25 protein-coding genes and 1 CRISPR repeat array (1 of these 26 cut by a window edge) are annotated in these 26,342 nt (G+C 33.4%); of the genes, 2 read left to right on the top strand and 23 right to left on the bottom strand.

Annotation, left to right across the window (positions count from 1 at the left end; genetic code table 11):
• Positions 1-1,725: a CRISPR direct-repeat array (repeat unit 30 nt; unit sequence GTTTCAATTCCTTATAGGTAGGCTAAAAAC); it reaches 1,447 nt to the left of the window's first position.
• Between the two features lie 182 nt (positions 1,726-1,907).
• The 12 genes from THEBR_RS00645 to THEBR_RS00590 all read right to left on the bottom strand — a co-directional run bounded on the left by THEBR_RS00645 (position 1,908) and on the right by THEBR_RS00590 (position 14,626).
• Positions 1,908-4,262 carry a CRISPR-associated helicase/endonuclease Cas3 gene (locus THEBR_RS00645; RefSeq protein WP_012268883.1) on the bottom strand — a complete coding sequence of 785 codons (2,355 nt, stop codon included), beginning with the start codon at positions 4,260-4,262 and terminating at the stop codon, positions 1,908-1,910.
• Positions 4,246-4,959 (bottom strand): type I-B CRISPR-associated protein Cas5b, encoded by a 714-nt coding sequence (cas5b, locus tag THEBR_RS00640; protein ID WP_003871404.1) that lies wholly within the window; start codon positions 4,957-4,959, stop codon positions 4,246-4,248. Before cas5b ends, THEBR_RS00645 begins: the two co-directional genes overlap by 17 nt.
• 12 nt (positions 4,960-4,971) lie before the next feature.
• Positions 4,972-5,883, bottom strand: coding sequence for a type I-B CRISPR-associated protein Cas7/Csh2 (cas7b, locus tag THEBR_RS00635; protein WP_012268882.1), 912 nt, complete (start codon positions 5,881-5,883; stop codon positions 4,972-4,974).
• On the bottom strand, positions 5,884-7,647 hold the full coding sequence (locus tag THEBR_RS00630; RefSeq protein ID WP_012268881.1) for a TIGR02556 family CRISPR-associated protein: 1,764 nt from the start codon (positions 7,645-7,647) through the stop codon (positions 5,884-5,886). It abuts the gene before it with no gap.
• Between the two features lie 19 nt (positions 7,648-7,666).
• A complete protein-coding gene (gene cas6, locus THEBR_RS00625; protein WP_004399630.1) occupies positions 7,667-8,422 on the bottom strand; it encodes a CRISPR-associated endoribonuclease Cas6 in 756 nt (251 codons plus the stop codon).
• Positions 8,423-8,610: 188 nt separating this feature from the next.
• Positions 8,611-9,024, bottom strand: a complete 414-nt coding sequence (gene sufU / locus THEBR_RS00620; protein ID WP_003868738.1) for a Fe-S cluster assembly sulfur transfer protein SufU — start codon at positions 9,022-9,024, stop codon at positions 8,611-8,613.
• On the bottom strand, positions 9,021-10,250 hold the full coding sequence (locus THEBR_RS00615) for a cysteine desulfurase (RefSeq protein WP_012268880.1): 1,230 nt from the start codon (positions 10,248-10,250) through the stop codon (positions 9,021-9,023). The genes sufU and THEBR_RS00615 overlap by 4 nt, the downstream gene beginning before the upstream one ends.
• On the bottom strand, positions 10,247-11,296 hold the full coding sequence (sufD, locus tag THEBR_RS00610; RefSeq protein WP_012268879.1) for a Fe-S cluster assembly protein SufD: 1,050 nt from the start codon (positions 11,294-11,296) through the stop codon (positions 10,247-10,249). The genes THEBR_RS00615 and sufD overlap by 4 nt, the downstream gene beginning before the upstream one ends.
• Positions 11,297-11,306: 10 nt before the next feature.
• The gene (sufB, locus tag THEBR_RS00605; RefSeq protein ID WP_012268878.1) at positions 11,307-12,710 is read right to left on the bottom strand and encodes a Fe-S cluster assembly protein SufB; all 1,404 of its coding nucleotides are present in this window, start codon (positions 12,708-12,710) and stop codon (positions 11,307-11,309) included.
• Between the two features lie 19 nt (positions 12,711-12,729).
• Positions 12,730-13,476, bottom strand: a complete 747-nt coding sequence (gene sufC, locus THEBR_RS00600) for a Fe-S cluster assembly ATPase SufC (protein ID WP_012268877.1) — start codon at positions 13,474-13,476, stop codon at positions 12,730-12,732.
• A 187-nt stretch (positions 13,477-13,663) separates the two neighbouring features.
• Positions 13,664-13,948: a co-chaperone GroES gene (locus THEBR_RS00595; protein WP_003868733.1), complete on the bottom strand. Its 285-nt coding sequence runs from the start codon at positions 13,946-13,948 to the stop codon at positions 13,664-13,666.
• Positions 13,949-14,041: 93 nt separating this feature from the next.
• Positions 14,042-14,626, bottom strand: coding sequence for a glutaredoxin domain-containing protein (locus tag THEBR_RS00590; protein WP_003867878.1), 585 nt, complete (start codon positions 14,624-14,626; stop codon positions 14,042-14,044).
• A 667-nt stretch (positions 14,627-15,293) separates the two neighbouring features.
• Here THEBR_RS00590 and THEBR_RS00585 point away from each other — a divergent pair.
• A complete protein-coding gene (locus tag THEBR_RS00585; protein ID WP_172632708.1) occupies positions 15,294-16,532 on the top strand; it encodes an IS110 family RNA-guided transposase in 1,239 nt (412 codons plus the stop codon).
• A gap of 198 nt (positions 16,533-16,730) precedes the next feature.
• On the opposite strand, the gene THEBR_RS00580 is transcribed toward THEBR_RS00585, so the two are convergent.
• The 5 genes from THEBR_RS00580 to tyrS all read right to left on the bottom strand — a co-directional run bounded on the left by THEBR_RS00580 (position 16,731) and on the right by tyrS (position 20,245).
• Positions 16,731-17,729: an SPL family radical SAM protein gene (locus tag THEBR_RS00580; RefSeq protein WP_012268876.1), complete on the bottom strand. Its 999-nt coding sequence runs from the start codon at positions 17,727-17,729 to the stop codon at positions 16,731-16,733.
• Entirely contained in the window at positions 17,701-18,519 is an 819-nt protein-coding gene (locus THEBR_RS00575) for a 5'-methylthioadenosine/S-adenosylhomocysteine nucleosidase family protein (RefSeq protein ID WP_012268875.1), read from the bottom strand. Before THEBR_RS00575 ends, THEBR_RS00580 begins: the two co-directional genes overlap by 29 nt.
• 62 nt (positions 18,520-18,581) lie before the next feature.
• Positions 18,582-18,761: a hypothetical protein gene (locus THEBR_RS12320; protein ID WP_012268874.1), complete on the bottom strand. Its 180-nt coding sequence runs from the start codon at positions 18,759-18,761 to the stop codon at positions 18,582-18,584.
• Positions 18,762-18,767: 6 nt separating this feature from the next.
• The gene (locus THEBR_RS12315; RefSeq protein WP_012268873.1) at positions 18,768-19,010 is read right to left on the bottom strand and encodes a hypothetical protein; all 243 of its coding nucleotides are present in this window, start codon (positions 19,008-19,010) and stop codon (positions 18,768-18,770) included.
• 14 nt (positions 19,011-19,024) lie between these two features.
• Complete coding sequence (gene tyrS, locus THEBR_RS00565) at positions 19,025-20,245, bottom strand: tyrosine--tRNA ligase (RefSeq protein ID WP_012268872.1); 1,221 nt, start codon at positions 20,243-20,245, stop codon at positions 19,025-19,027.
• 131 nt (positions 20,246-20,376) lie between these two features.
• Here tyrS and THEBR_RS00560 point away from each other — a divergent pair, with 131 nt between their 5' ends.
• Entirely contained in the window at positions 20,377-20,778 is a 402-nt protein-coding gene (locus THEBR_RS00560; RefSeq protein WP_009052100.1) for a 23S rRNA (pseudouridine(1915)-N(3))-methyltransferase RlmH, read from the top strand.
• Here the strand turns inward: THEBR_RS00560 and rlmH are convergent.
• From rlmH to THEBR_RS00535, 6 genes are all read right to left on the bottom strand, one after another.
• Positions 20,769-21,236: a 23S rRNA (pseudouridine(1915)-N(3))-methyltransferase RlmH gene (gene rlmH / locus THEBR_RS00555; protein ID WP_012268871.1), complete on the bottom strand. Its 468-nt coding sequence runs from the start codon at positions 21,234-21,236 to the stop codon at positions 20,769-20,771. The genes THEBR_RS00560 and rlmH overlap by 10 nt on opposite strands.
• Positions 21,237-21,253: 17 nt before the next feature.
• Positions 21,254-21,421, bottom strand: a complete 168-nt coding sequence (locus THEBR_RS11670) for a CxxH/CxxC protein (RefSeq protein WP_003870754.1) — start codon at positions 21,419-21,421, stop codon at positions 21,254-21,256.
• A 10-nt stretch (positions 21,422-21,431) separates the two neighbouring features.
• Complete coding sequence (locus THEBR_RS00550) at positions 21,432-22,535, bottom strand: S1C family serine protease (RefSeq protein WP_012268870.1); 1,104 nt, start codon at positions 22,533-22,535, stop codon at positions 21,432-21,434.
• 65 nt (positions 22,536-22,600) lie between these two features.
• Entirely contained in the window at positions 22,601-23,854 is a 1,254-nt protein-coding gene (locus THEBR_RS00545; protein WP_012268869.1) for a UDP-N-acetylglucosamine 1-carboxyvinyltransferase, read from the bottom strand.
• Positions 23,855-23,999: 145 nt separating this feature from the next.
• Complete coding sequence (locus THEBR_RS00540; protein ID WP_003867869.1) at positions 24,000-24,806, bottom strand: peptidase MA family metallohydrolase; 807 nt, start codon at positions 24,804-24,806, stop codon at positions 24,000-24,002.
• 177 nt (positions 24,807-24,983) lie between these two features.
• A complete protein-coding gene (locus THEBR_RS00535) occupies positions 24,984-26,342 on the bottom strand; it encodes a peptidoglycan DD-metalloendopeptidase family protein (protein WP_009052097.1) in 1,359 nt (452 codons plus the stop codon).

The following is a 26,342-nucleotide window of genomic DNA, read 5'->3' as shown; positions in this document are numbered from 1 at the left end:
AGCAACAAGATAATCCTTAATCTCAGTTTCAATTCCTTATAGGTAGGCTAAAAACCTTAGCAACGGCAACTGCGAAAACGATGTGCCTAAACGTTTCAATTCCTTATAGGTAGGCTAAAAACCTTTGCTTCCATCGGCTTACAGTCACCTCAGTTGTGTGTTTCAATTCCTTATAGGTAGGCTAAAAACCGTGCTAATAGCATTCCAAGTGTTAGACAAAAAGGCGTTTCAATTCCTTATAGGTAGGCTAAAAACCCGGTGAGGATTTCACGGTATGACGGTCTACGGGTTTGTTTCAATTCCTTATAGGTAGGCTAAAAACGTTGATGTTGCTACAATCAGCAGGAACAAGAATCGGTGTTTCAATTCCTTATAGGTAGGCTAAAAACTTTTTATTAAATATATAAAGAAGTTAAAAAGTATCTGTTTCAATTCCTTATAGGTAGGCTAAAAACCCTAATTGTTCAGCAATTTTTTTATCCGACCATCCCAGTTTCAATTCCTTATAGGTAGGCTAAAAACCGCATACCTCCTTTCCTGAAATTTTCTGAAATTTTGCAGTTTCAATTCCTTATAGGTAGGCTAAAAACCATAGGATATTGAACAGAAAAAGCGATTTTATTGTCAAGTTTCAATTCCTTATAGGTAGGCTAAAAACCAAAGAACCGGACGCACCATTCTGGAGCACCAGCAAAGTTTCAATTCCTTATAGGTAGGCTAAAAACGCCATCCAAATCCGAATATGCCGCATGTCAATAAATGTTTCAATTCCTTATAGGTAGGCTAAAAACCTCTGGATTGTTGTGGGTTTCTGTATATCGTCGAAAATGTTTCAATTCCTTATAGGTAGGCTAAAAACTTTGCCTATAATTACGGCCAGTTTGAAGCTATACGTGTTTCAATTCCTTATAGGTAGGCTAAAAACAAACTGTTGGGTCAGCACATCCGCTTTGATTATACTTGTTTCAATTCCTTATAGGTAGGCTAAAAACATATAAACAATCTTTTGTGCCTTATGCCGTGATAGTATGTTTCAATTCCTTATAGGTAGGCTAAAAACCTCCTTCCACTCCCCATGCTTCCAGCTGAATTCGGCGGTTTCAATTCCTTATAGGTAGGCTAAAAACTTCTTGATCATGTCAAACTTGCCGCTCTGGGTCTCGGTTTCAATTCCTTATAGGTAGGCTAAAAACTAATGCCGGCGCATTTGGCGCTGCCTTCGCTCTTGGGTTTCAATTCCTTATAGGTAGGCTAAAAACCGTTCGTGGAGCTTTACCGCGAAGGTGGGGAAATGCAGTTTCAATTCCTTATAGGTAGGCTAAAAACCAGGCACAACTTATGTTTTATCTGTAGATTATAAATGTTTCAATTCCTTATAGGTAGGCTAAAAACCCTCAACCTCGGATCGCCTGGACCGAGGTACGGCCGTTTCAATTCCTTATAGGTAGGCTAAAAACATTAAATTTCGTCTTGAGCTCATTTGCCAATGTTGCGTTTCAATTCCTTATAGGTAGGCTAAAAACTTGCCATTCATGCAAGTAATTGTCATGTCGCTTTTGTGTTTCAATTCCTTATAGGTAGGCTAAAAACCGTTACATCGGGATAGACCTGTCGGCCAAGATAGACTGTTTCAATTCCTTATAGGTAGGCTAAAAACCTGTACCTTGCCCTGCTACTTTAAAATGTCTTTCAGCTGTTTCAATTCCTTATAGGTAGGCTAAAAACCTCATTCTAACATGCATAAATAGCACATTATACACCTTACAATTTTTTAATTTCTGTCAAGTATCTTGACTTTATTATACCATATTGTCCAATAAAATCAATTACTTTATGAAAATCAGAAAAATAAAAATGTCGTCTATCCCCAGGTGTTTTTGCCTTATTTGGGATCGACGACAAATTTGTTACCATATACTTGTGACTCCTTTTGTTATAAAACCTGTTTCTTTGTCATAATAATCATTTAAACTATCATAATTTACATACTTAAAACCCCAAATATCAGGAGGCATATTTTCCACTGTTGCAGGTATTGATATTACATATTTATAAAAGTCAGCTTTAAATCGATTAAAAATATTTCTCCTTTCAAATAGATTTTTTATGTCTTTAAGCTCAACATACTTATGCCACAATTCTTTAGCTTCATCATTCAATTCAATAAATGCATCTACTTTATAATAGTCATCTTCAATTAATTCAAATTTGGAAATACACATATTTCCATCTTCGCTATCATACCTCAATGTGTATATAGCATCTAATAGCTCTCTTCCTTCATTTGAGGACATTCTCTCTGATACTTCTTGATAATATTTCTCTATAATCTTCAAAAGTTCTTGCTCTTTTATAGTATCATATTTACTTAGTATTTCACGCGTTATGCCAAGTAATATTTTATCATAAACATATTTTGAATATTTTTGACCTTTTTCATCTATCAATGATACAACATAGACTTCTCCTTTTCCTCTCCAGTTCCTATTGCACCTTCCTGCTGATTGATTAATAGAATCAAGAGGTGCTATATCTCTTACAACAACATCAAAATCAATATCTACCCCTGCTTCTACTAATTGAGTCGTTACAGCAAACCTTATCTTACCTTCTTTTATTTTTTCTATTCTTTCCATCCTTTCCATAGGTACTACATGTGTTGACATGTAAATTATTTCATCATTAGGTATCTTAGCCCTTAATATATTATAAAATTGTTGAGCAGATTTTATGGTATTTAGTATGAAAAGATAGCTTTTACCATCATTTAAATCAAACATTTCGCTTAGCTCTTCTAAGGTAATATCTCGACTCAATTTGGGAATAATTTCTACCCTATCCATTTGAGTAAAATATTTAGTCTTGGCTACTAATGGATAAATTTCCTCTTCTCTAAATATTAACGGCTGAGTAGCAGTTACAAAAATTATATATGAATTTAATTCATTTGCAACCGCTTTTAAAAGTTCTTTTGTCAAAAGCCAATATTTAAATGGTATTGATTGGACTTCATCAAGTATAATTATAGAATTCGCTAATCTGTGGAACTTCCTCAAAGTTTTATTTTTTTCAGACACTAATGTATGAAAAAATTGAACAAAAGTAGTTATTATTATTTCTGAATTCCATCCTTCTATCAATATTTTGGCTTGTTCATCTTCAAATTCAGTATTATTTTTAGTATATCTTATATCTGACAAATGATGATGTTTCAATATTATTTCTGTATCTGGTTGAATTCCATTGTATCTTAACAAATCTTCAAGCACATTAGAATTTTGTTCTATAATACTTAAAAATGGCAAAGAATAAATAATTCTATATTTTACACCGGTTTCTTTATACAATTTGGCCCATAATTTCATCGCAAAAGCAATTGTAGTCAACGTTTTGCCAAGGCCTGTAGGAAGATTGATAGACATTATTTTTTGTTTAATATCTATATCCTTCTCTAATACTTCTTTATAGGCTTCCTCTCTCAATAAATTAATTTTACTTTCTTTATCTGGAAAAGATGCTTTATACTCTTTTACAAGCTGCTCTTCAAACTTTATTTCTGGCCGTTTTATATTGTCAATTCCAACAACAACTTCAGTTTTATCGGCATCAACAAGTAAAGAAAACAAAAAGTTTAATAATAAATATATAGAAACATCTTGCTCCTCTTTAAGTCTTCTTAATTCTCTTTTGATTTTTCTTAATTCAGAATTAATACTATCAATATAATCATTTATCGCTGATTTAGTCAAATTTTCATTTAAGCCAGCATTTCTAAGCTTTCCATTTAATACTTGTAATTTTTCATCATCTATACTGTTAAGCTGTTTTTTAAGTACTTCTAACTCTTTATCATCTAATATAACTTCATTAAAAACATTTTTTAAATCTCCATGGTGATTTTTAACAATTAAAAAAGCTATAAAAGGAAACAATATCCCCTTTCTATCCTGAGCATTTATTTCATTTTTAACCAAATAAAAGGCTACAACTGCAGATAATAAAGAATGGTGCATTTCTTCCATTGTTTTTAATTTATTTCTCTCTTTCTCGTTTTCAGTAAACAAATACTTTTGAAAATAATTTGTCGCTTTTCCAAAGTCGTGGCATAAAGAAATTATAGTAGCTGTTTTTAAGAAAGTCTCTTTATCTATTATCGCCACCTTTTTTTCGTTAAAGTAGCTTCTAATTATTTTAGAAGTATTGATGAGATGGTCTTCTAAAAATTTGTCAGGATGGGAGTATAATTCAGAAAAAGATGACATGTTCACCCTTAACCTCCCAACATTTCTTTACATGACACTTTATGCTTTGTCCATTTACTTCATATAAAACATCTTCGTAACTCAAAACAACCCTATCTTCATTCATACCTGCAGGTATCTTTTCTTTAAAATATTTTTTGCCATTTTCAAAATAAATTTTGTCCTCTACAATAGATTGAAATGGTAGTACTGATAAAATATCTACTTCTGCATTTTCTATTTCTTCTGCTTCATATACCCCTATAAACTTATAATCAGCAATCATTTCACTTAACCCTAAAGACAAAGTATACACATTTCGGCGATTTTTTATTTTTTCCACTATGTCTTCAAATAAATCATTATCTTTATGCATAAAGTAAATCCGATACGCTGCATCTTTTACAAATTCTGTCTTCACTTGCGTTCTCGCCTCATGATTTTTAGCTTTATAAGGTATCCAGTAATTCCCTTTTGTATTTATTAAATTCAGTCCCAATCTGATTTTTTTAATAGGGTTCAATATCCTGATAGCAACTTTGCAGTTTTCCTCTGAAAAAACTTTGAGATATTCTTTTTTGTCAATCCCCGCTATCGCCCCCAACATGCCTTTGACAGTTGGGGGTGGTGGAAAGGAAAAAGTAAGCGGGGAAGAAGTAGTATAGTATTTTCTGAAATGTCCATAGTCCCCGAACACATCAAAAACTAAAGTCTTCATCTCTATATCCCCTTAATATTGGAGTTTTTGAATGTTTAATCCTTTCAAAGCTTTCTCTAATGTACATTCTTCTCCATTACATGTAAATGTAACTCTATCATCGTAAATGTATTTTATCAATTTTATTTTCTCTTGGTTTTGTTTTAGCACTGCCACAAGTTCTGTTATATCGAGTTTGCCATCTTGTATATCTCTTATTTCTTCGTCTTCCATCTCATGTACAAATTTTATGCGTTTTTCAAGCTCACCTATTTGATAGTTGTTCTCTTGGTATACCACTTCTATTAATAATCTTGGCATATGTCCAATTTTTGAACCTGACATTAAATTTTTGGTACCATTCCACATTCCTTCTAACATCAAATCAACATCTTCATCTGTCAAAGGTATATTCTGATTTATTGCAGCATTTTCATTAACAATCCCATAAAAAGCAATTAGCGAATAGGGCAATATGTATTTTTCTGTAAAAGTTCCTTGTTCTCTACCTTCTCCAGAAGGCATAACCGTTGTACCCTTTACGTACATTAAATTTACTCTGTGAAGAGATTTACCATATTTAAATTGGACAGGACCTGTAAGAATCATCATTTTGTCTTTTACTGCAGTTGTAGCTCCAAATAATCTCACATCAATGCATTTTGCTATTATGTCTTCATTTGTACCAAAGTCCTCTATCCTATCTTTTTTTGTCCTGAGTTCTCCATTATCTTTTCTTGTTTCAATTATAAACACCTCTTTGCCTTTGTAATAAGCAAGATAATCCCTTATCGTCCTTTTAAGTCTTACATCTGTCACTATGTTTATTCCCGTTTCTTCATCTATACGCGGCTTGTTTTCGTCTACAGGGTCACCATTAGGATTTGCAAAGCTCACATCATAGAGAAATAAAATCTCTGCACGATTTTTAATAACATTTTCCATTTATTTTTCCTCCCCTTCTTTTTTATAAATAATACTTGTCAATTCATCAGCTAAATTAATACCACAAGCAAAGTAAAAATTTATTTCGTCAACAGACATATTCCAATTATCTCCCGCTAAGAGAAGATAATTAGAAGCTTCTTTCGCTAAGAGTCTTTTACCTTTTTCAAAAGAATCGTATTCTTCAAGTTTATTTTGCACTTTAGGAAGAAGACCTTTTATGTCTTTTTCATCCATTTTTAATCCTTTTAAATTTTTCATGAAAGGCTTAGCTTCTCTATCTGAGTACTGTTTTCTCAATAAAAGTTCTGTTAAAGCCCCTAAAAGAACAAGTCCTCTTTTTAAAGGCATTTCAAAAGTAGGACCATATTTGGCAAAAAAGCTATCAAATATTCTTTCCTCCATTGGGATAACCTCCATTTTTATCAATTTCATTTTTTCAAGAAAAGCTATCGTCATTAACCCATCTGCAGTTGCAGCTTTATAATAACCATCCTTCACAAACTCTTCTCTTATTTTTTTCATTATAAGGTTGTATAAAAATCCCAAATCCACTGGCCTTCCTCTAAAAATCCTATCAGTTATATCGAGAAAATAACCGTCCAAATCATTATCCCTTTTATTTGAGTCAGATTTAGACATAAAGCTTCTTATATTTTTAAAAGTAAAACTATTGCCAAAAATTTTATCTACTTGTTCTTTCGCATTAAAAATTTCTCTTAAATGAGAAGGAAACACATCTTCTATTAAAAGCAATATCCTTTCTGCTGAATTTGATTTTCTTAAAAACAACAAATTGACAGTCATAGAATCTTCTGCATCAGCCAGGTAATCTAATATCTCATCTTCATCTCCAATAAATCTCTTTTTTACTTCTCTCTTAAGAGACAAAAGTCTTTCCGAACTCTCAAATATTTCTCGTACTTCTTTTCTTACAAATTCTTTTCCTATAATGAAATTAGGTATTAACTGATACTCCAAACCATAAAATCTAAAAGTAAGTTCATTTTCAAGGTATCTCTTCCCTTCTTCTAAAGCAAGTCTACATTCTGCACATACAGGATAGTTCTTCCATGATTCTTTTTCATTAAAGCCGCCTGCAATATATCCTGGTTTGTCAATTGTATAAAATTTATATGTATCAACTGTACCAAAAACAATATCTTTCTTTTGTCCGCAAATTGAACATACTTTATCTTCCGCATAAATTTTCTGATACTTTTGACTGTCTAATTGTAGCATCAAATCTCTAAATACATTAAAATCACCAATATATTTGTACTCTCCATCTACATTAAATTTGAGTATAAGAGATAATCCTTCTTTTTTGGGAAAATCTCCTCGAATTTTCTCTGCTTCTTTGATAATTTCATCACTTTTTTCTTCTAATATGTCTTTTATTCTTTCAAGAAAAGCTCTATCTTTTTCATCGATTTTTATAGACTTGTCTTTTAGCACCTTATTAAACCAATTTTTTATTTTGCCATTAAATGTTTTTGGCACTTCTGTTATTTTTGCAGCAGGGGTATATCCAGGAGCATTACCACCTGTATCTGTAAAAAGGTATCTACTTATTTTTGAATCGTCATACTCTTCAAGTCTAATTCCTTCATATTCAATCTCATCTTCTTTTACAATGAAATTTATAGCAATTATTTTAGAGTATCTACCATCTTGATTTGGATTTTCTATAAGTACGTCCAGCAAAGTTTTGTTTTGAGATTTTAACACCATCTCCCCTAACTCTTTTATTGCTGTTATCATCCTCTCTCCCTCCTTTCTTTCACCCAATTATCTCAAAACATCCAAATCCTTGGGAGTTTTTTGCACCCAAACCTGTATAGTAAGCAAGTTCTAATAATTCAGGACTGCTTTCTACGTCGTATATACCCATCCATCCCTTCACATAAACATTTTTGTATTTAATCATCTTTGAATATCTCCTATCTTCCTTTTCTGATAAGGGATAAAGCTTAAAATATGGATCTTCCGCTTTTATTTTGTATACTAATTCATACTTTTTAAGCAGATTATTAAGTAAAAGAGGAGAAAATTTTTCATCCCAAGGGGAATAATAATAAGTATACTTTATGTCACCATCCTTTAAAGTAGTATACATCACAACTGGAGAAATAAATTTTATCCTTGCTTTATTTTTAAAAACAGGAGGATTGTCTATATTGAGTGAATTCAAAATAAATTTTTGACCATTAAAATGGCAATACTCCTTTTTTAACGCATTTTTTGAAATATCAAATATAAATTCATCTAAAGGAGAGGCAACAGTAAATTTAAAAGGAGGTTTTATGCTTATTTTTTTCTGCCCTTTGGAATCTGTTAAAATCTTGAACTCCCCTTCAATTCTTGAAAAAGTAAATAATTTAAATTTTCTTTTTTCATATTGAAACCCTTCATCATGTAAAAAAGCTGCAAACTCACTGTCCCCCATGAGGTCATACAAAAAGCCTTGAACTATATAATTATAATGAATTGGCAATACTAAATTTTTTTCTCCCACAAATTCCAAAGTAATTCTCATAATAACACCTCATAAATTTATTCCAGTGAAGATATGGATATATTGGTTTTACGTGTATATAATTCTACATTAATTCCCATTTTTCCTTCTTAACTTTTAAAAAATTTTTAATGATTTTGTCTAAATTTATTTAATAAATAGTAAACCATAAAACAAAAAAGAAAAGCCCATTTTGAGCTTTTCTCTCTTTATAAAATTTCCTGAAGTGTCTTCCAAGCCAGTAGAGCACATTTTACACGGGCAGGAAAGTCAGATACTCCATGCAGTACTTGGGCATCACCTAATTCATCTAAGTTTACGTCTTTTTTGTGTATCATGTCTATAAATTCTTGAACAAGCCTTAAGGCCTCTTTTTTGTCTTTCCCTTTTATAAGGTCTATCATCATAGAGGTTGAAGCTTGGCTTATAGCACATCCATGACCTGTAAAAGATGCGTCTTCTATAATGTCACCATTCATTTTTAGATAAAGGGTAATGTCGTCACCGCAAAGAGGATTGTGCCCCCTTTCTTTGTGAGTAGCATCTTTAAGCTCTCTCCTATGAGGGGAGTTTTCATAGTGTTCCATTATAACTTCAGAATAAAGCTGATTTAAATCGCTCATTTAAACCACTTCCTGACTTTTTTTAGTCCTTCCACAAGGGCATCAATATCCTCAAAATCGTTGTAGAGATAAAAGCTTGCTCTTACAGTTGCAGGAACGCCTAAGTATCTCATTAAGGGTTGACAACAGTGATGCCCACTTCTTACAGCAACTCCTTCTTCATCGAGAATTGTAGCAACATCGTGAGGATGAACTCCTTCTACATTGAAGGAAATTATTCCTCCTCTTTCCTTCGCGTCTTTGGGGCCATACAATTTTACAAAGTCTAATTCTCTCATTTTTTGAAGACCATACTCCAAAAGCTCGCCTTCGTGTTTATATATATTGGTAAGCCCAATTTTTTCTATATAATCTATGGCAGAAATAAGCACATACGCTCCCTCTATATTAGGAGTACCTGCTTCAAATTTAAGAGGGGAAGGTGCAAATGTGGAATGGTCCTCGTAAACCTCGTCTATCATTTCTCCTCCTCTTAAAAATGGCGGTACCTCTTTAAGTAAATCTTCTTTTATATATAAAACCCCAATCCCCATAGGTCCTAACATCTTGTGACCAGAGAAGGCAAAAAAGTCACAATCTATCTTTTGTACATCAACAGGCATATGAGGTACACTTTGTGCTCCATCTATTAACACTTTTGCGCCGTATTTGTGGGCAATATGTGTAATCTCCTCCACAGGATTTATTATTCCCAAAACATTCGACATGTGTTGCACAGCAACTAATTTTACTTTTTCAGACATTTTTTCTTTGAAATCTTTCATAGAAAGCCTAAAATTTTCATCAAGATAGACATATTTAAGCTTTGCCCCTTTAGCTTCTGCTACCATCTGCCATGGGAGTATATTACTGTGGTGTTCAGCTATGGTAAGTAGTATTTCGTCTCCTTCGTTTATATGCTTCATACCCCAAGTGTAGGCTATAAAGTTTATAGACTCTGTTGTATTTCTTGTGAAAACTATAGACTCTTCTTTTTTGGCGTTTATAAATTTTTTTACCCTTTCTCTTGCCTCTTCATAGGCTTGTGTTGAAAGTACACTTAAATAATGGGGGCTTCTGTACACATTGGCATTTAGCTCTTCATAATATTTATCCATAGCCTTTATTACTTCAATTGGCTTTTGAGTTGTGGCAGCATTGTCAAGATATACAAGCCTTTTTCCATGGGGCTTAACACTCAATATAGGAAAGTCTTTTTTTATTCTTTCAATGTCGATATTTTTCACTTTATAATCCTCCTTCCTATATGACCCTTTATGATGATTTCTCTTACAGGGTCATAAGGAATCAAGTCTATAACAGGATTTAATATGGCTTGAACCATTAAAAGCCTTGCCTCTTCTAAACTAAAGCCTCTGCTCATCACATAATATAGTTTGTCTTCATCTATTTGCCCTGCACTGGCTGAGTGGTTTGCCTGTACATCATCTTCTCCGCAGTAAAGAGCAGGAATTGCAACGGATTTTACAGTTTTGTCTAATAAAAGTACTGTTTCATTTTCTTCAGCTTTTGCCTTTTTTGCACCTTTTTTAATGTCAATATTTCCTATAAAGGTAGCCTTTGCACTTCCTTTTAAGGCTCCTTTTAAGTCCACACTGCTGGTAGTTTTAGGAGCTTGGTGGTATACTTTATAAGCCATGTCATATTTTTGACTATCCACACCTAAAAAAATGGATTTGGAAGTAAAGGTACCTCCTACCTCATCAAGATATACCGCCACATCAAAAGCGCTTACTTTCGAGCCTATCACAACATTTGACCAGTTGACCATAGCATTTTTCCCTACAATTACAAGGTTATTGTCAAAGTCGTTGAATTCGTCTCCCAATCTTTGTATTTTTACTATATTTACAGTAGAACCTTCTTTTGCAATCACCTGCGTTATGCCATTGTGAAAGCCTTTTGTACCTGAATTATAGTCAAAAACGATTGTAACTTGCGAATTAGCTTCCGCTTCAATTATGTTATAATCAATCAATGTGTCATTTTGTTCATTTGTTATATAATCAATCACTATAGGTTTTTCAACATTACTGTTTTGAGAAATCTCAATGTGAAAACCCGCATTGTAAAAATCTCTTACCATATTTATAAATTTGCCTTCTATACCAAAAGCTTTATCCCTCAAAGCCAATATCTCTGTCGGCAATCCAGCTAATTTCTTTGTCTCTTTTATTTTTACTGTATCATGAGACAAATTTTTTATTACTGCTGAAGTGTATTCTTTATAAGAAGGCTGTTGTATTTCCTCCATACTAACTCTCTTCCACATAATTTCACTCCTATCCTATTGCGCCTTCCAACTCAAGCTTTATTAGCCTATTCATCTCCACTGCATATTCCAATGGCAAAGCTTTAGCTATAGGCTCAACAAAACCTCTTACAATCATAGCCCTTGCATCGTCTTCGCTTAAACCTCTGGACATTAGATAGAATATCTGTTCATCGCTTATTCTTCCCACTTTCGCCTCATGACCAATGTCCACATTGTCATTTTCTATTTCTATTACTGGCATTGTGTCAGACCTTGAAATATCGTCCAACATCAAGCCTTCACACTGGACAGAAGCCTTTGCACCTTCCGCATTAGGTCCTATCTTGAGAAGTCCTCTATAACTTGATATTCCACCATCTTTTGATATACTCTTTGCTAAAACCTTTGAAGAAGTATGAGGAGCTAAGTGTATCATTTTTGAACCTGTATCTAAATGCTGCCCTTTTGCAGCAAAAGTCACACCGGTGTATTCCGCCTTTGCTCCTTCTCCTTTTAATATAGAAGCAGGATAAAGCATTGTCTTGTGGCTTCCAAAAGAGCCGGATATCCACTCTATAATGCCGTCTTTTTCGACAATTGCCCTTTTTGTATTTAGATTATAGGTATTTTTACTCCAGTTTTCTATAGTAGAATAAATTATGCGAGCCCCTTCATTTACAAAAAGTTCTACACAACCTGCATGTAAGTTTGAAACAGTATACTGTGGTGCAGAACAGCCTTCTATAAAATGAACTTCACTGCCTTTGTCAGCAATTATGAGAGTGTGCTCAAACTGTCCGCTTCCTGGTGCATTCATTCTAAAATAAGCCTGAAGTGGGACCTCCACTTTGACCCCTTCTGGAACATAAACAAATGTGCCTCCGCTCCATATTGCAGCGTGAAGGGCTACAAACTTGTGGTCATAAGGCGTCACGTTTTTTGTCATAAAGTACTCTTTTATTATGTCAGGATATTTTTTTACTGCAGTGTCCATGTCCTCAAATATGACACCTTGTTGAGTAAGGCTTTCTTTAATATTGTGATATACAACTTCAGAGTCGTATTGAGCACCTACTCCCGCCAATGCTTTTCTTTCCGCCTCAGGAATCCCCAGCCTTTCAAAAGTACGCCTTATCTCTTCTGGAACTTCATCCCACGACCTTTGCATTTTTGCACTTGGCCGTATATAGGCGATAATAGAATCTATGTCAAGTTGACTTAAATCAACACCCCATGTGGGCATAGGCATTTTTTGATATATCTCCAAGGCTTTTAATCGAAAGTCCCTCATCCAAGAAGGTTCATTCTTTTGCTCAGATATTTCTAAAACAACTTCTTTAGAAAGTCCTTTACCTGTCTGATACTCATACTTTACGTTGTCTTTGACGTCGTATATACTAAAATCTATTTCCTTTATATCTGGTTTTTTCATCTTTTTCGCCTCCTATGGGTTACACGCCATTTCTCACAAAGTCATAACCCTTTTCTTCAAGAATCTTTGCAAGGTCCTTGTCACCGCTTTTTACAATCTTTCCATCCATTAAAACAGATATTACATCTGGCTCAAGGTAATCCAATATCCTGTTGTAGTGGGTAACTATTAAAATAGACATATCTTCACTCTTTAACTTTTTGACCGCTTCTGCTACAACTTTTAAGGCATCTATATCAAGACCGGAATCAATTTCGTCCAGCATCACAAGTTTAGGTTTTAGAAAAGCCATCTGGAGTATCTCAGCTTTTTTCTTTTCACCTCCAGAAAAACCGACATTTAAATACCTACTTCTATACTCGGAATTCATATCTAAAAGCTCTAATGTGTTTTTCATCTCTTTTGCAAATTGAAGCATCGACACATTTTGACCTGTCACAATATTAACAGAGGTCCTTATAAAATTATCCACTGTTATTCCGGGTATTTCTTCAGGGTACTGAAAAGACAAAAAGATGCCCTTTTTTGCCCTTTCATTAACTTTTAGATTTGTTATATCTTCTCCTTCAAATAAAATCTGCCCTGAAGTCACTTTATATTTAGGATTCCCCATGATGGAATTGCACAACGTGCTTTTACCACCACCATTGGGTCCCATAATTGCATGTATTTCTCCTTTTTTTATTGTTAAATTAAGCCCTTTAAGGATATATTTGCCCTCAACTTCTATATGCAAATCCTTTATTTCTAACAATGTTTCCCTCATCTTTTACAACTCCTTTTTAATTCCGACTATTTTAATAGGAATACTCAAGCAATACTATTATACACCACCTAAACAACCAAATCAATAGAAAAAGACACAAAATTGATAATTATTTTCATTTAATAAACATATGTCAATAATTATCTATAAAAATATAAGAAGTCGGGACTTCAATTTCCCCGACTTCTTATATTTCGTCAACTTCTACAAACTTAGCCAGTATATCATCTACTGGAATTATGAGATATTCCTCTCCCTCGTGTTTTATCTTAGTACCTGAAAACTCTTTATATATAACCCTATCCCCTACAGCAAGTTCATCAGACGCACCAGCTGCAAGAGCTTCAATTACTCCTTGATTTAATTTTTCTTCAGCAGTCTTGGGAATTATTACCCCACCTATCTTTTTCTCTTCAGGCTCTTTTTCCAATTTAATAAGTGCATGGCCATTTATAGGTTGTATTTTTGTCATAAATCCTTCCCCTTTCTTTTATTATTTTTTTACTGTCCGTTATTACATTATTTATTATACCTCACTTATAAGAAAAGGTACAAGGATAAAAACTTATTGTTCAGTAATTCCAAGCAATCTATTAAGCTTAGCTTTATCAAACCCTACTACAATTGTACCATCAATATCCGTCTGTGGCACCCCTCTTTGGCCACTCCGCCTTACTAATTCTGCTGCCGCACTTGGATTTTTGCTCACGTCTATCTCTCTAAAAGGTATGTTATGCTGTCTTAAATATGCCTTTGTAGCATTACACCAGGGACAAGAGGGAGTAGTGTAAATTGTCACTCTGTGAGCCTTTAGACCTTTCCCATCAGAAGCTTTTGAAGGAGCGACAACTAAAAGTTTTTCATAATATTCTTTGCTTTGAAGTCCAAATACAAACTGCCAGGGCTCTTTATCTTTGAAAAGTATCACTGAAGGCACTACTTTGATTCCATATTGTGGATGAATATCTCTTATCTCAGAAGCATTTACTACATAAACAGGCACTTTAGGATTGTCCTCACTGAATTTTTTCATGACCTCTAAAGCTTCAAGACTCTTTTGTGAAGAATTAGAATAAAACATTAACATAAAAAATTCTTCTTTATTTTTTACTTCTTCGAAGTGCTGAGTATCCTTTATAAACTCTAACATCAAATCACCTCTTTAAATATTTATGTTATCCAAAATCAAAACTTTATATAAGCAAAATTGCAATTCCTTTTTATTACAAACTGTTATAAACTACTGCTACCCCCCATAAGTATTGGGTTGCAATTTATATTATAAGGAAAACTATTTTAAAAATCAAGATATTTTTAACAATCCTCCTCGTATAATTAATTTTAAAGACAATAAATTTGTCTCACTTCTTAAAAATTTAATAAAGCGCATTTATAACTGGAAATCTTTAATATTCTCATCTTGTCTAAAATCTTATCTATTGCCATGAATCCGTAATATTGCGCAATATGCAGGATTCATGGCGCGGCCGTCTCATCTTTTTTCGGCCTTATTATTTACTTTTGAGATAACTTGTAGCATTATTATACTGTAAAGTTAATGTGGGACAGGCTTTCGTCCTCCATGCGGCTTGACCGCTCTTTAAAGTGTGGTCCCTACACCAGATTTGCCTTTTCTTACGCGAAATCTGCTTTGTCATATATAAGCCCCTGGCAGCAGAGGATTCAGGCTTATATATTAAGAGCTAATTGCGAGGTTGCTACATAATCTGGTTGCTAGGGTTATCTCAAATTAACTTTTACTTACTTTATCACTTTTGAAAGGAGGTGTAACAATCTTGAATAAGCTTTTTGTTGGTATGGATGTAAGCCTGAATGATGTCAAGGTTCATATTCTCGACCAGGAGGGTAATGATGCTTCCTCCCGTTTTTCTGTAGAAAATAACCCTCATGGTTGTGATGTTATAGTATCACGTATCTTGGAGTGTTGTAATAAATACAATATTCAAAAGGTCTTTATTGGTTTGGAATCTACCTCAGTCTATGGCTGGCACCTCCAGTATTATTTGGCTGATCATTCTGCTCTTAAGCCTTATCAACCTTCTATTACTACTTTTAATGCAAATATTATTAATGCTTTTAAAAAGTCTCTCGGCAATTTACCTAAAAATGACTGGATTGATGCCTTTGCTATTGCCGAAAAACTGAGATTCGGTAGACTCCCTAAATCTTGTTCTGTAGATTTTAGATATCTTGCTCTCCAGAGGCTTACTCGCCATCGCTTTCACATTGTTAATAGTATTGTTAGAGAAAAAAATTATTTACTCAGCAATTTGTTCCTTAAGTTTAGCGGTTTGTGCCAAAATAAAGTCTTTAGTAATAATTTTGGAGCAACTGCTACTGAAATATTTAATGAGTTTTTCACCCTTGATGATATTGCGGCTCGACCGCTTGATGAACTTGCCGGCTTTTTGGTTGATAAGAGTAAAGATCGCTTTGATGATCCAGAAGCTACAGCTAAATTGCTTCAAGAGGCTGTTCGCAAGTCTTATAGAATTAATGCTACTGTAGATGATTCTTTAAACTTTGTTATCAAGTCTTGCTTTGACAATCTACAGTCCCTTGAAAAGCAGAAGAAAGCTGTAGAAAAAGCCATTATTAATGAGGTAAAAGGATTTAACAATGAATTTCTTTGTCTTACATCAGTAAAAGGTATTGGCCCAACCATCGCAGCCGGCTTAATATCTGAGATAGGCGGAATTTCAAGGTTTGATAATGATAATGCCCTTGCAAAGTTTTCCGGCCTTTATTGGTCAGAGTACCAGTCTGCTGATTTTAAAGCGGAGGACACATATCTCAAGCGTACTGGTAATGAGTATCTCAGATATTATTTTATTCAAGCAGCTGACCAGCTCAGGAAGTATTTACCTGAGTTCTCACAATACTATGCCCGCAAATTTAAAGAAAGCAAAACTCACAAGCATAAACGTGCTCTTGTATTGACTGCACGTAAAACTGTAAGGTTAGTCTTCGCTCTGCTGCGCGAAGAAAAACTTTATAAATCCCCAATAATGAAAGGAGATGATTGTATAAGTTAACATATTACCCCATAACCATATTTTACATTATTTTCCATTAGCTTATTGCGTGATGGTTAGCTTTGCTATACCCTTTTTTAGGTTATTTTATTAAATTTTTTTTGAATTTTTTTTACCACCCTCTTGACATATTACCGAAATACTTATTGAATTGAGTAAAAGCCACCCTGCTTTTAGAATGACAGATGAAAACTCCCCTTAGTTAGAGGGGAGTTTGTTTAATACATACACTTTTTCCTTTTCAATATATTTTATTACTTCTCTATAAACAAATTCCTCAAAATATTCTGCCTCTTTATAGGTAAATATTCCATCTTTCAAAACCGTATCATAGCAAAATATTGGAGAATATTCTTTTAATTTTTCTATTTTTTTAGCTTGCTCCTTTACCATTCTAAAAGCTCCAATATTGACATCTTGTATGCCTTCTTTAGGTATTTTGGAAAAAACATATTCCACAAAACCTTTATATATCTTTTCAAATCCTTCTATATACATCACAGGCTCAATAGAAATTCTGACTTTTAAACCCTTTGATATCGCTCTTTTTATGCTTTCTATCCTTTTACTGAGAGAAGGTGTTAGTTTTTCATATTTATCAATGACCGGTTGGGGCAACAATGTCCATGCGAAAATTACATTAGAGGGTATGTCGATAAATTCTACAGAATAAAAATTAGCACTTTTTGTTCGTATTTCTATTACAAGGTTTTTATTTCCTTTGGCATATTCGATCCACTGTTTAGTAAAACCTGTAAGATATTCTAGAGTAAGTAAATCTGTCTCATAAGATATGCTTAGATAAACTTTATGTTCCTGTGTCAGTTTGTCTACTTCTTTAAAATAGTCCTCAATATTCACAAAAATAACAAGATGTCCTGAAGGGTACATACCCTGTAAATAGCAATAATCACAATCATACACACAATTGAATATAATTGATGTATGGTAAAAATTGATATTTCCAAAGTCTTCACAAAGCTTAGAACCTTTATATATAAAATCATATCTTTTTTTGGCCAATATCAGATTTTGCCTTTCTTTTTGTATAAGGTAGTTTTGATTAGGTCTATTGAAAACCTCACTATATCTGTCAATAAGCACTACTTTACTTTTAGGAAATTTCTTTAAAATATTTTGCGTTATAGGATTAGGAAGTACCTCCTTCTCAGCGTAAATGTGAGAGAATTTTTTCAAAGGCCTTCTTCCTTTCTTCTTTATTATTTACCTGTACATCATAAAAGTTTTTTAAAAAATCTATACCTTCACTTTTTCTAACCTTATAATGTAGACAAGCTTTATAAAAAATTTGCCTTTGACTTACCGTAAGTTTTAGCTTTTGTGAAAAAAAATTTATAATTTCTTTTTCATAAAAGGAAAATATTTCCCTGGTTTTAAAATTATTTTTCAATATTTTAATAAATTCATCTATTTCCTTTAACTTGTTTTTTATTAACTCATAAATTTTATCTTTAGACACATCCTCGAAATCTGTCCTATCAGAAACAATTTTTAAAATATAAATTCTGTGGGTTTCAAAAAATTTAGAAGCTGCTTGATAAAAACCGCTGGCTTCCATATCACAAAGTCTTGCTGTCATCAAACCTTTTTCTTTTACTATATAGTTAAAAGTCTCTATATCGCTTTCTTCAAAAGGATGATTTACCAAGATATCAGGTATATAATTTTTCTGAGTTTCATTGTCTACAATTTTGTTAATAAGGTATATGTTCCCTATTTTTTCATCAATATCTTTCGAACCACATACACCAAGGTTTATTATAAAGCTTTGTGGATCCCACAAATATTTAGTAACCGCATGAGAAACAGCTATACTGCTATTTATTTTGCCCACTCCTGTTACTACCAACGTTATTTCTTCATTTTTAAAAACTTGAAAATATCGATTTTCTACATCTTTTTTTAAGCCAAAATATTCAATTAGAGGTTTTGCCTCAATATATAAAGCGGTTGCGATAAAGACCATCTTAGCACCTCTTTCAAGAACATATAAAATTTGTGTCAAGAGAACTCTCTTGACACAAATTTTTATAACCCCACTTTTTCTAATAAAAGCCTCACATCTGCTTCTCTTTCTAATATATGGTTATTTAAAGCCTCAAATTTCTTGTCAATGCGCTTAAATTGAAAGTTTATCTCCGTAAGAGATTCAGTGTTTCTTGCCACTTGTTCAAAAGTACTTGTAACAATATTTTCAATTTTATCCATTTTTTGTTAGAGCCTATCTAACCTCTGTTCAAAAGTGTCCATCCTATGTTCAAAGTTATCCATTCTTTGCTCTAACTTATACATCCTTTGCACAAAATTGTCCATTCTTTGTTCTAATTTGTCTATCCTTTTTTCAAACTCAGTAAATTTAACTTCTAACCTGTCAATGCGGTTTTCTAAATTCTCAAGCCCTGTGTCAATACTGTTAAGTCTTTCTAATACAAGGTTTAATAATTCTTCACTTGACACAAAAAGCTCCCCCTTTATTCTTTAATGACAAGCCTGTGATACTCTTTTTTGCCCTTTCTTATTAAAATGCTATTATCTTTTATCATATCATCTTTTATATATTCATCAATGCTTTCAACTTTTTCATTGTTTATATACAGTCCACCTTGTTGAACGAGCCTTCTACCCTCACTCTTTGAAGGTATTATCTTTGCTTCAAAAAGCACATCTAAAATTTTTTTACCTAAAACATCAGAAGAGACAGTAACAGAAGGCACATTATCTAAATCTCCACCACTTTCAAATAAAGCCTCTGCCGCCTTTTGGGCTTTTATAGCCTCTTCCTCTCCGTGTATAAGTTTCGTGACCTCATATGCCAATATTTTTTTCGCCTCGTTTATCTCTTTATCTTTTAATGCCCCTAATCTTCTCACTTCATCCATAGGCAAGAAAGTGAGAAGTGCCAGGGCCTTTTCCACATCCGCATCAGCTATATTTCTCCAGTATTGATAGAATTCATAAGGAGAAGTCTTATTCGGGTCAAGCCACACTGCTCCCTTTTGTGTTTTTCCCATTTTCTTCCCTTCACTGGTTGTAAGTAAAGTAAATGTCATACCATAAGCCTGTTTGCCTTCTTTTTTTCGTATAAGCTCTATTCCAGCAATAATATTAGACCATTGATCGTCTCCGCCCATTTGCATTACACAATTGTATCTTTTATTTAATTCAAGAAAATCATAAGCTTGCATCAGCATGTAGTTAAATTCTAAAAAGGAAAGACCTCTTTCTAATCGGGACTTAAAGCATTCTGCTGTAAGCATTCTATTTACAGAGAAGTGAACCCCTATATCTCGCAAAAATTCAATATAATTTAAGTTTAAAAGCCAATCAGCATTATTTGCCATGATGGCTTTGCCATCAGAGAAATCGATAAGCCTTTGCATTTGCTTTTTAAAAGCTTCAGCATTTCTATTTATTTCCTCTTTAGTTAACATCTTCCTCATATCAGTCCTGCCGCTTGGGTCTCCTACCATGGCTGTGCCGCCGCCTATTAACACAATAGGCCTGTGGCCTGCTTTTTGCATGTGAGACATCACCATAATTTGAAGAAAATGTCCTACATGCAAACTGTCTGCAGTAGGGTCAAAACCTATGTAAAATGTGATTTTTTCCTTCTCTAAAAGCTCTCTTATTTCCTCTTCATGAGTCATTTGCTGAATATATCCTCTTTCTTGTAAAACATCAAGTGCAGACACGATAATACCTCCATTGCTTTTATTTTTGTATATTGTATCAAATGAAAAGCATATTTTCAAATATTTTTGACAATATAATTTTATCACTTTATAATATTGACTATCAACAAAATACAAAGAGAAGTGATAGGATGAATTATAAAGTCTATGCTACAGGTAATAAAATAGAAAAGTTTTATTCTGATGCAATAAAAGAATATCAAAAGAGGTTAAACCGCTTTTGTAATATTTCCTTTACAAACTACAAAAATCCTCAACAGTTGCCCAAGCAACAAATAGACAAATATTATAAAATCGGAATATTACCTTCAGGAAAATCGCTGTCTTCTGAAGAATTAGCAGAAAAAATAAAAGAGCTTGAACTTTCAGCAAAGACAGATATATTAATAGTCATAGGAAATGAGGAAATTCCCTTAAATGAAAGCATTAGCATAAGTCCTATGGAAATGAGTTTAGGCCTTGCATCTACTATTCTTTTTGAACAGTTGTATCGCGCTTATAAAATTTTAAACAATGAACCTTATCACAAGTGATTTTTACCATCAAATGCTAAATAAAGCTGTTCTAAAAGTATGAGCCGCATCAATTGATGAGGAAATGTCATTTTAGAAAAAGAAAGATTTAAGTGAGATTGTTTCTTTATATTTTCCCACAATCCCAACGAGCCACCTATTACAAAGGTCATTTCTCTATAACCAGATTGAAAAGTAGCCTTTATAAATTGGGAAAATTTATATGAGTCTATTTCTTTTCCTTCTATAGCAAGAGAAACAACAAAGCTTCCTTTTTTTATTTTAGAAAGAATTCTCTCTCCTTCTTTACGCAAAATCTCCTCTTTTTCTTTTTCACTTAAATTTTGAGGAGCTTTTTCTTCTTCTACTTCTTTAATTTCTATTTCACAATAAGGGCGCAATTTTTTTAAATAAAAAACTATTCCATCGCTTATATAGTTCTCCTTTATTTTTCCAACAGCTATTATATATATCTTCATTATTAAGTCCCTCATTTTTAAACTACAAGATATTTAGGTGGCTCATCGCAAAAATCACATTTATGAGGTACCAGCCAATCAGTAAAAGAAACTTCATCCAATTTGTAAATATCCGGTGGTTGTTCGTACACTTCGACAAATTCTTCAATGGCATCCTCTAAATGCTTTTCACACACAACAAACATAAAATCTCTCCTATTCTCCGAGAGTTATAGTAGTATATCCTGTCTTTCCCGATACGGTTTGGTACTTAACTTTTATTTTGTCACCTGGATTTTTTTCATAAATAATACATTTTAAACTTGTCATAGTATTTACAGGTCTTTCATCTATCTCCAAAATAATATAGCCTTTTCTAATGCCAGCTTTATAAGCAGGACCTTTAGGGTCAATATCTGCCACATATATCCCTTCATATATATAAACATCTGCGGAAATGTAACTGGCAATTTCTTTATCATACGCAACTATGCCAATATAAGGTGCTTTAAATGTACCCGTTTCTATCACTTTCTTAAGTATAGGCTTTACAATGTTTATAGGTATAGCAAAGCCCAATCCTTCAGCAGTTGTTACCTTCGCAGTATTTATTCCAATTGCATAGCCTTGAGAATCCACTAAAGGCCCTCCGCTATTCCCTGGATTTATAGAAGCATCTGTCTGTATCAAGTCTTCCATGATTCGCGGTTTTCCATCCTCAGTAATGGGAAGGCTTCTATTTAAAGCGCTTATTATTCCAGAAGTAACCGTCCTTTGAAACCTAAGACCTAAAGGATTTCCAATTGCTATTGCGGTTTGCCCTACCGATATCTTGTCAGAATCTCCCAAAGGTATAACTGGCAAATCTTTTGCATCAATTTTTAAGATAGAAAGGTCTAAAACAGGGTCAGTCCATAAAACTTTACCCGGAAGTATACTGCCATTGCTTAAATATACCTTTATATTTTTGGATTTTTCATTAGCAACATGATTGTTTGTTATAATATAGCCATTTGGATTAACAATAAAACCTGAACCTACACCTTCTACAGCTTTTTCTATAAAATAATATTCTCTTTGAAATTCTACAGTAGTAATTCCCACAACAGCAGGAGTGTCTTTTTTTGCCACTACTTCCGCTATTGTAGGAGATTCTTTTGTTGGTATCACTACTTCTGTTCTTATTCCTGAAGAAGGAGGATAAGGTATAGGAATAACTTTACCCCATAAATACTTTGGTGCAATATATACAAATACCAAAGAGCTAACCAAAGTAGTTATAATTGCAACAGCAAAAAAACTCTTTAATTGACGCTGCATAATATCACCTCACTAAATAGGATGAGATATTATGCAGCACATTATACGCAAAATTTTATAGCTTTTTACTCTTTTACCCTTACTATATCAGCACCTAATTGTTGAAGCTTTACTTCCATCGCTTCATAACCTCTATCTATATGATAAACCTCCATAACCTCTGTCGTACCCTCAGCAGCAAGCCCTGCTATAACCATCGCTGCACCTGCTCTTAAGTCTGTCGCATAAAGAGGTGCACCTGTCAATTTCTCTACGCCTTCAATTATTGCAGTCCTTCCTTCTACTCTTACTTTCGCTCCCATTTTCTTTAACTCATTTAAATATTTAAATCTATTTTCATATATATTTTCAGTAATGACACTTATGCCATCAGCCAAAGCCAAAAGCACCGCAAAGGGCTGTTGCATATCTGTTGGAAAACCAGGATAAGGTAAAGTCCTTATATCAACATGTTTCAAAGGCCCTTCTCTTCTTACTCTTATCACATCATCGTATTCCTCAACAATGACGCCCATTTCTGCAAGTTTTGCAATAATTGCTTCTAAGTGATTTGGAATTATTCCTTTTATATACACATCACCTTTTGTTGCGGCAGCTGCCACCATGTAAGTTCCTGCTTCTATTTGGTCAGGAATAATAGTATAGTGACATCCGTGAAGCTTGTCTACCCCTGTTATCTTTATAGTATCTGTACCAGCACCTTTAATATTCGCTCCCATGGCATTTAAAAAGTTTGCTACATCAACTACATGGGGCTCTTTTGCACAGTTTTCTAATATTGTTACCCCTTCGGCTTTAACCGATGCCAACATCAAATTTATAGTAGCACCTACGCTTACTACATCAAAATATATATGATTCCCTACCAACTTATCAGCTTTAATCCTTATAAGTCCATGCTCTATGGTAGTTTTTGCCCCTAAAGCTTCAAAACCCTTGATATGCTGATCAATAGGTCTTACACCAATATTACACCCACCTGGCATAGCTATTACTGCCTCATTAAATCTACTTAAAAGTGCACCTATAAGATAATAAGAAGCCCTCATCTGGCTTGCTAAATCTCGAGGGGGGTAAAAGGAATTAATCCCTTCAGGGGCAATTACTACTTCGTGTTTTTTCTTTTCTACTTTTCCTCCCAGATGGCGTATCATCTGGACTAATAATTCTATATCTTTTATATCAGGCAAATTATCTATCACACTCGGAGTATCAGCCAATAGGGCTGCGGGAAGGATTGCAACAGCAGAGTTTTTAGCGCCACTTATCTGTATACTTCCTTTAAGGGGCTTTCCTCCTTTTATTATAAACTTTTCCATTTTTAATCTTCCCTTCAAATCAAATTAAATTAAAATAAATCAAATATCATCACAATATATACTTTAATACAATTTAAAATATTTTACAAGTATTTTGCAATTAAAAAGAAAGAAAAGGAGATGGTATTATATACCTTCCCCCGATTTACTGTAATGAATTCACAAAATGATTCAAATCTTCACCTGTAACTTTGTAGAAACTATTTTCAAGGCTTAATCCATTACCCAAGTATTTCAAAATATCTCTTATACTTTGCATTCCATATTTATCAGAAATAGCTTTTACTATTTCAAAAGATCTTTTATAGGCCAAAACCTCATCTAACTGATTAAACTTATAAGTCAGCTCTTCTAAAGAATAAGGTTTATCCTCTTCAATACCTTCTCCCCATATAAACCCATTTTCTCTATATTCCTCAAGAAGAGCTATTCCTTCAGTAAACCATACAGGATAATTGCCTTTTGCTACATTGTCTACAATTAGATGCGTAAACTCATGAACAATGGGCCCATCGTGTTCAAAAACTTTTTCTAAATCTTGTCCAGGACTAATCCATAATTCAGGAGATTGTATACTTATAACTCCATTTAAATAAAGTCCCATTGCGCTTTCTCCTTTAGCAAGTGAAAAATCTTTATTCATTTTTTCGGGGTCGTGATACATTATAATAAGGCTTTTATTTTTAGGTTCATAACCTAAATCCTTGGTTACTCCTTTATAATGTTTTTCTGCAATTTTCAAAACAAGAGAAACATATTTTTGGTCTTCAGGACTATATTTTAATATAAAATGCTCACTCTCAGCGGTTTTATAACTACTTACATTATTTTTTAAAATGTTCTCTTTTGCACTTTTTATAAAAGTATAAGACACTGTCTCAATTTTATTACTAAAATAAAACCCAACAAATAAAATAATAACAAAAATAAAAATAAATAATTTCCTTTTCATAATGTATCACCTCACACATATTCAAAAAATTCTTTATGTATGTATATGTTAGTGATTCAATATGTATGAAGTGATACAGGTTTATGTAAAGCAAACAACAACAGTATTATAACACTTATCTTTTTTTATATCAATCCCATAAAAATTAAAAAGCCCATTCTGGGCTTTTTACCGAAATTATCTTCTATTTAAAAAGGGCATAGGATCAATAGGCACTCCATTTTTCCTAACCTCAAAATGTAAATGGGGACCTGTAGCACGACCTGTCGAACCTACCAAAGCAATTTTTTGTCCTTTCGCCACTTTATCGCCTTTCTTAACAAGGAGCTTACTAGCATGTCCGTAATAAGTAACATAACCATTGTGATGGTCAATTTTGACTAAATAGCCATATCCACTCTCCCAACCTGAAAATATAACAGTACCTCCATCCGCAGCATAAATAGGCGAACCTTGTGGTGCCGCTATATCAACTCCTGTGTGAAACCTTCCCCACCTTTGTCCAAATCTTGAGGTTATTGTACCTCTCGCAGGATAATTAAAAGACCCTGTAGCAACATAAGATATTCTTCTTGAACCTACTGCAACTATTTTGTTGATAGGCTTTTCAAGTATATTTTCACTCTTTACCTCTTTTGAAACCTCAACGCCATTGTAACTTACAACAACAGCAGTTACCTCTTTCAAGCCTTTTTTACCTTCTACTAACACTTTAGACTGATTGGTATACAATTTGTCATCTTTAGTAAGCTTTGTCTCAAAAGGTATTTTCTCTTTGTAAACTATTCTCTTTTCAGTAACAACCGTGACATTAGGTACAGCAGAAGATAAATATATTACTTGTCCTGGTTTTAAATTTTCTGTAAGGCCAGGATTTAATTTTAAAATATCATCAATGTACATGTCGTGAGCTCTTGCAATAGACCACAAACTATCGTTTTCTTTTACAGTGTATGTAACAGCTTTTTTTACAGGTTGTTGCAATATTTTTAACGCTTCCTCAAAGCTTACTAAATATTTTGGAGGTATGTACTTTTCTTCAATTTTGACATCCTCTTTAAAATATGTTCTATCAGAATCCCTTGCGTATTTATTCTTTAACATTTCAAGAACCTTATTTGCCTCTTCTTCATTTTTTAACGCAGTCACAAACTTGCCATCTACTATTATGGCAGCAGCTTTGCAGCTAAAACTCATAGCATTTTCCAAATTAGCATAAATTTTATGTACATCTGTCAACTCTTTATTTGATACTCTTACCCTTTCAAATTTTATTTGCTGATTTAAAACTATATCCGTTCCTGTCTTTTGCTTTTCTTTTTTATGTAATTCTTCTATAAAACTTTTTACCTCATCTATATTCTTGGTAATTCCAATAGTTTCACCATCTACTGTTATCTTGTAGGCAAATCCTTCTTCATATACAATAAAAGAAAGACCTATGGACAGTGCTACCACAAAAGCTATAATATTGTTCTTGTAAGTCTTTAATAAACCAAGAAAAAACTTATAGCTTTTATCCCCCACCTTCCCCAT

Source organism: Thermoanaerobacter brockii subsp. finnii Ako-1, from assembly GCF_000175295.2.
Classification (GTDB): domain Bacteria; phylum Bacillota; class Thermoanaerobacteria; order Thermoanaerobacterales; family Thermoanaerobacteraceae; genus Thermoanaerobacter; species Thermoanaerobacter pseudethanolicus.
Note: the sequence above shows the minus strand (reverse complement) of the source record. Positions and strands in the feature narration are given on the sequence as shown.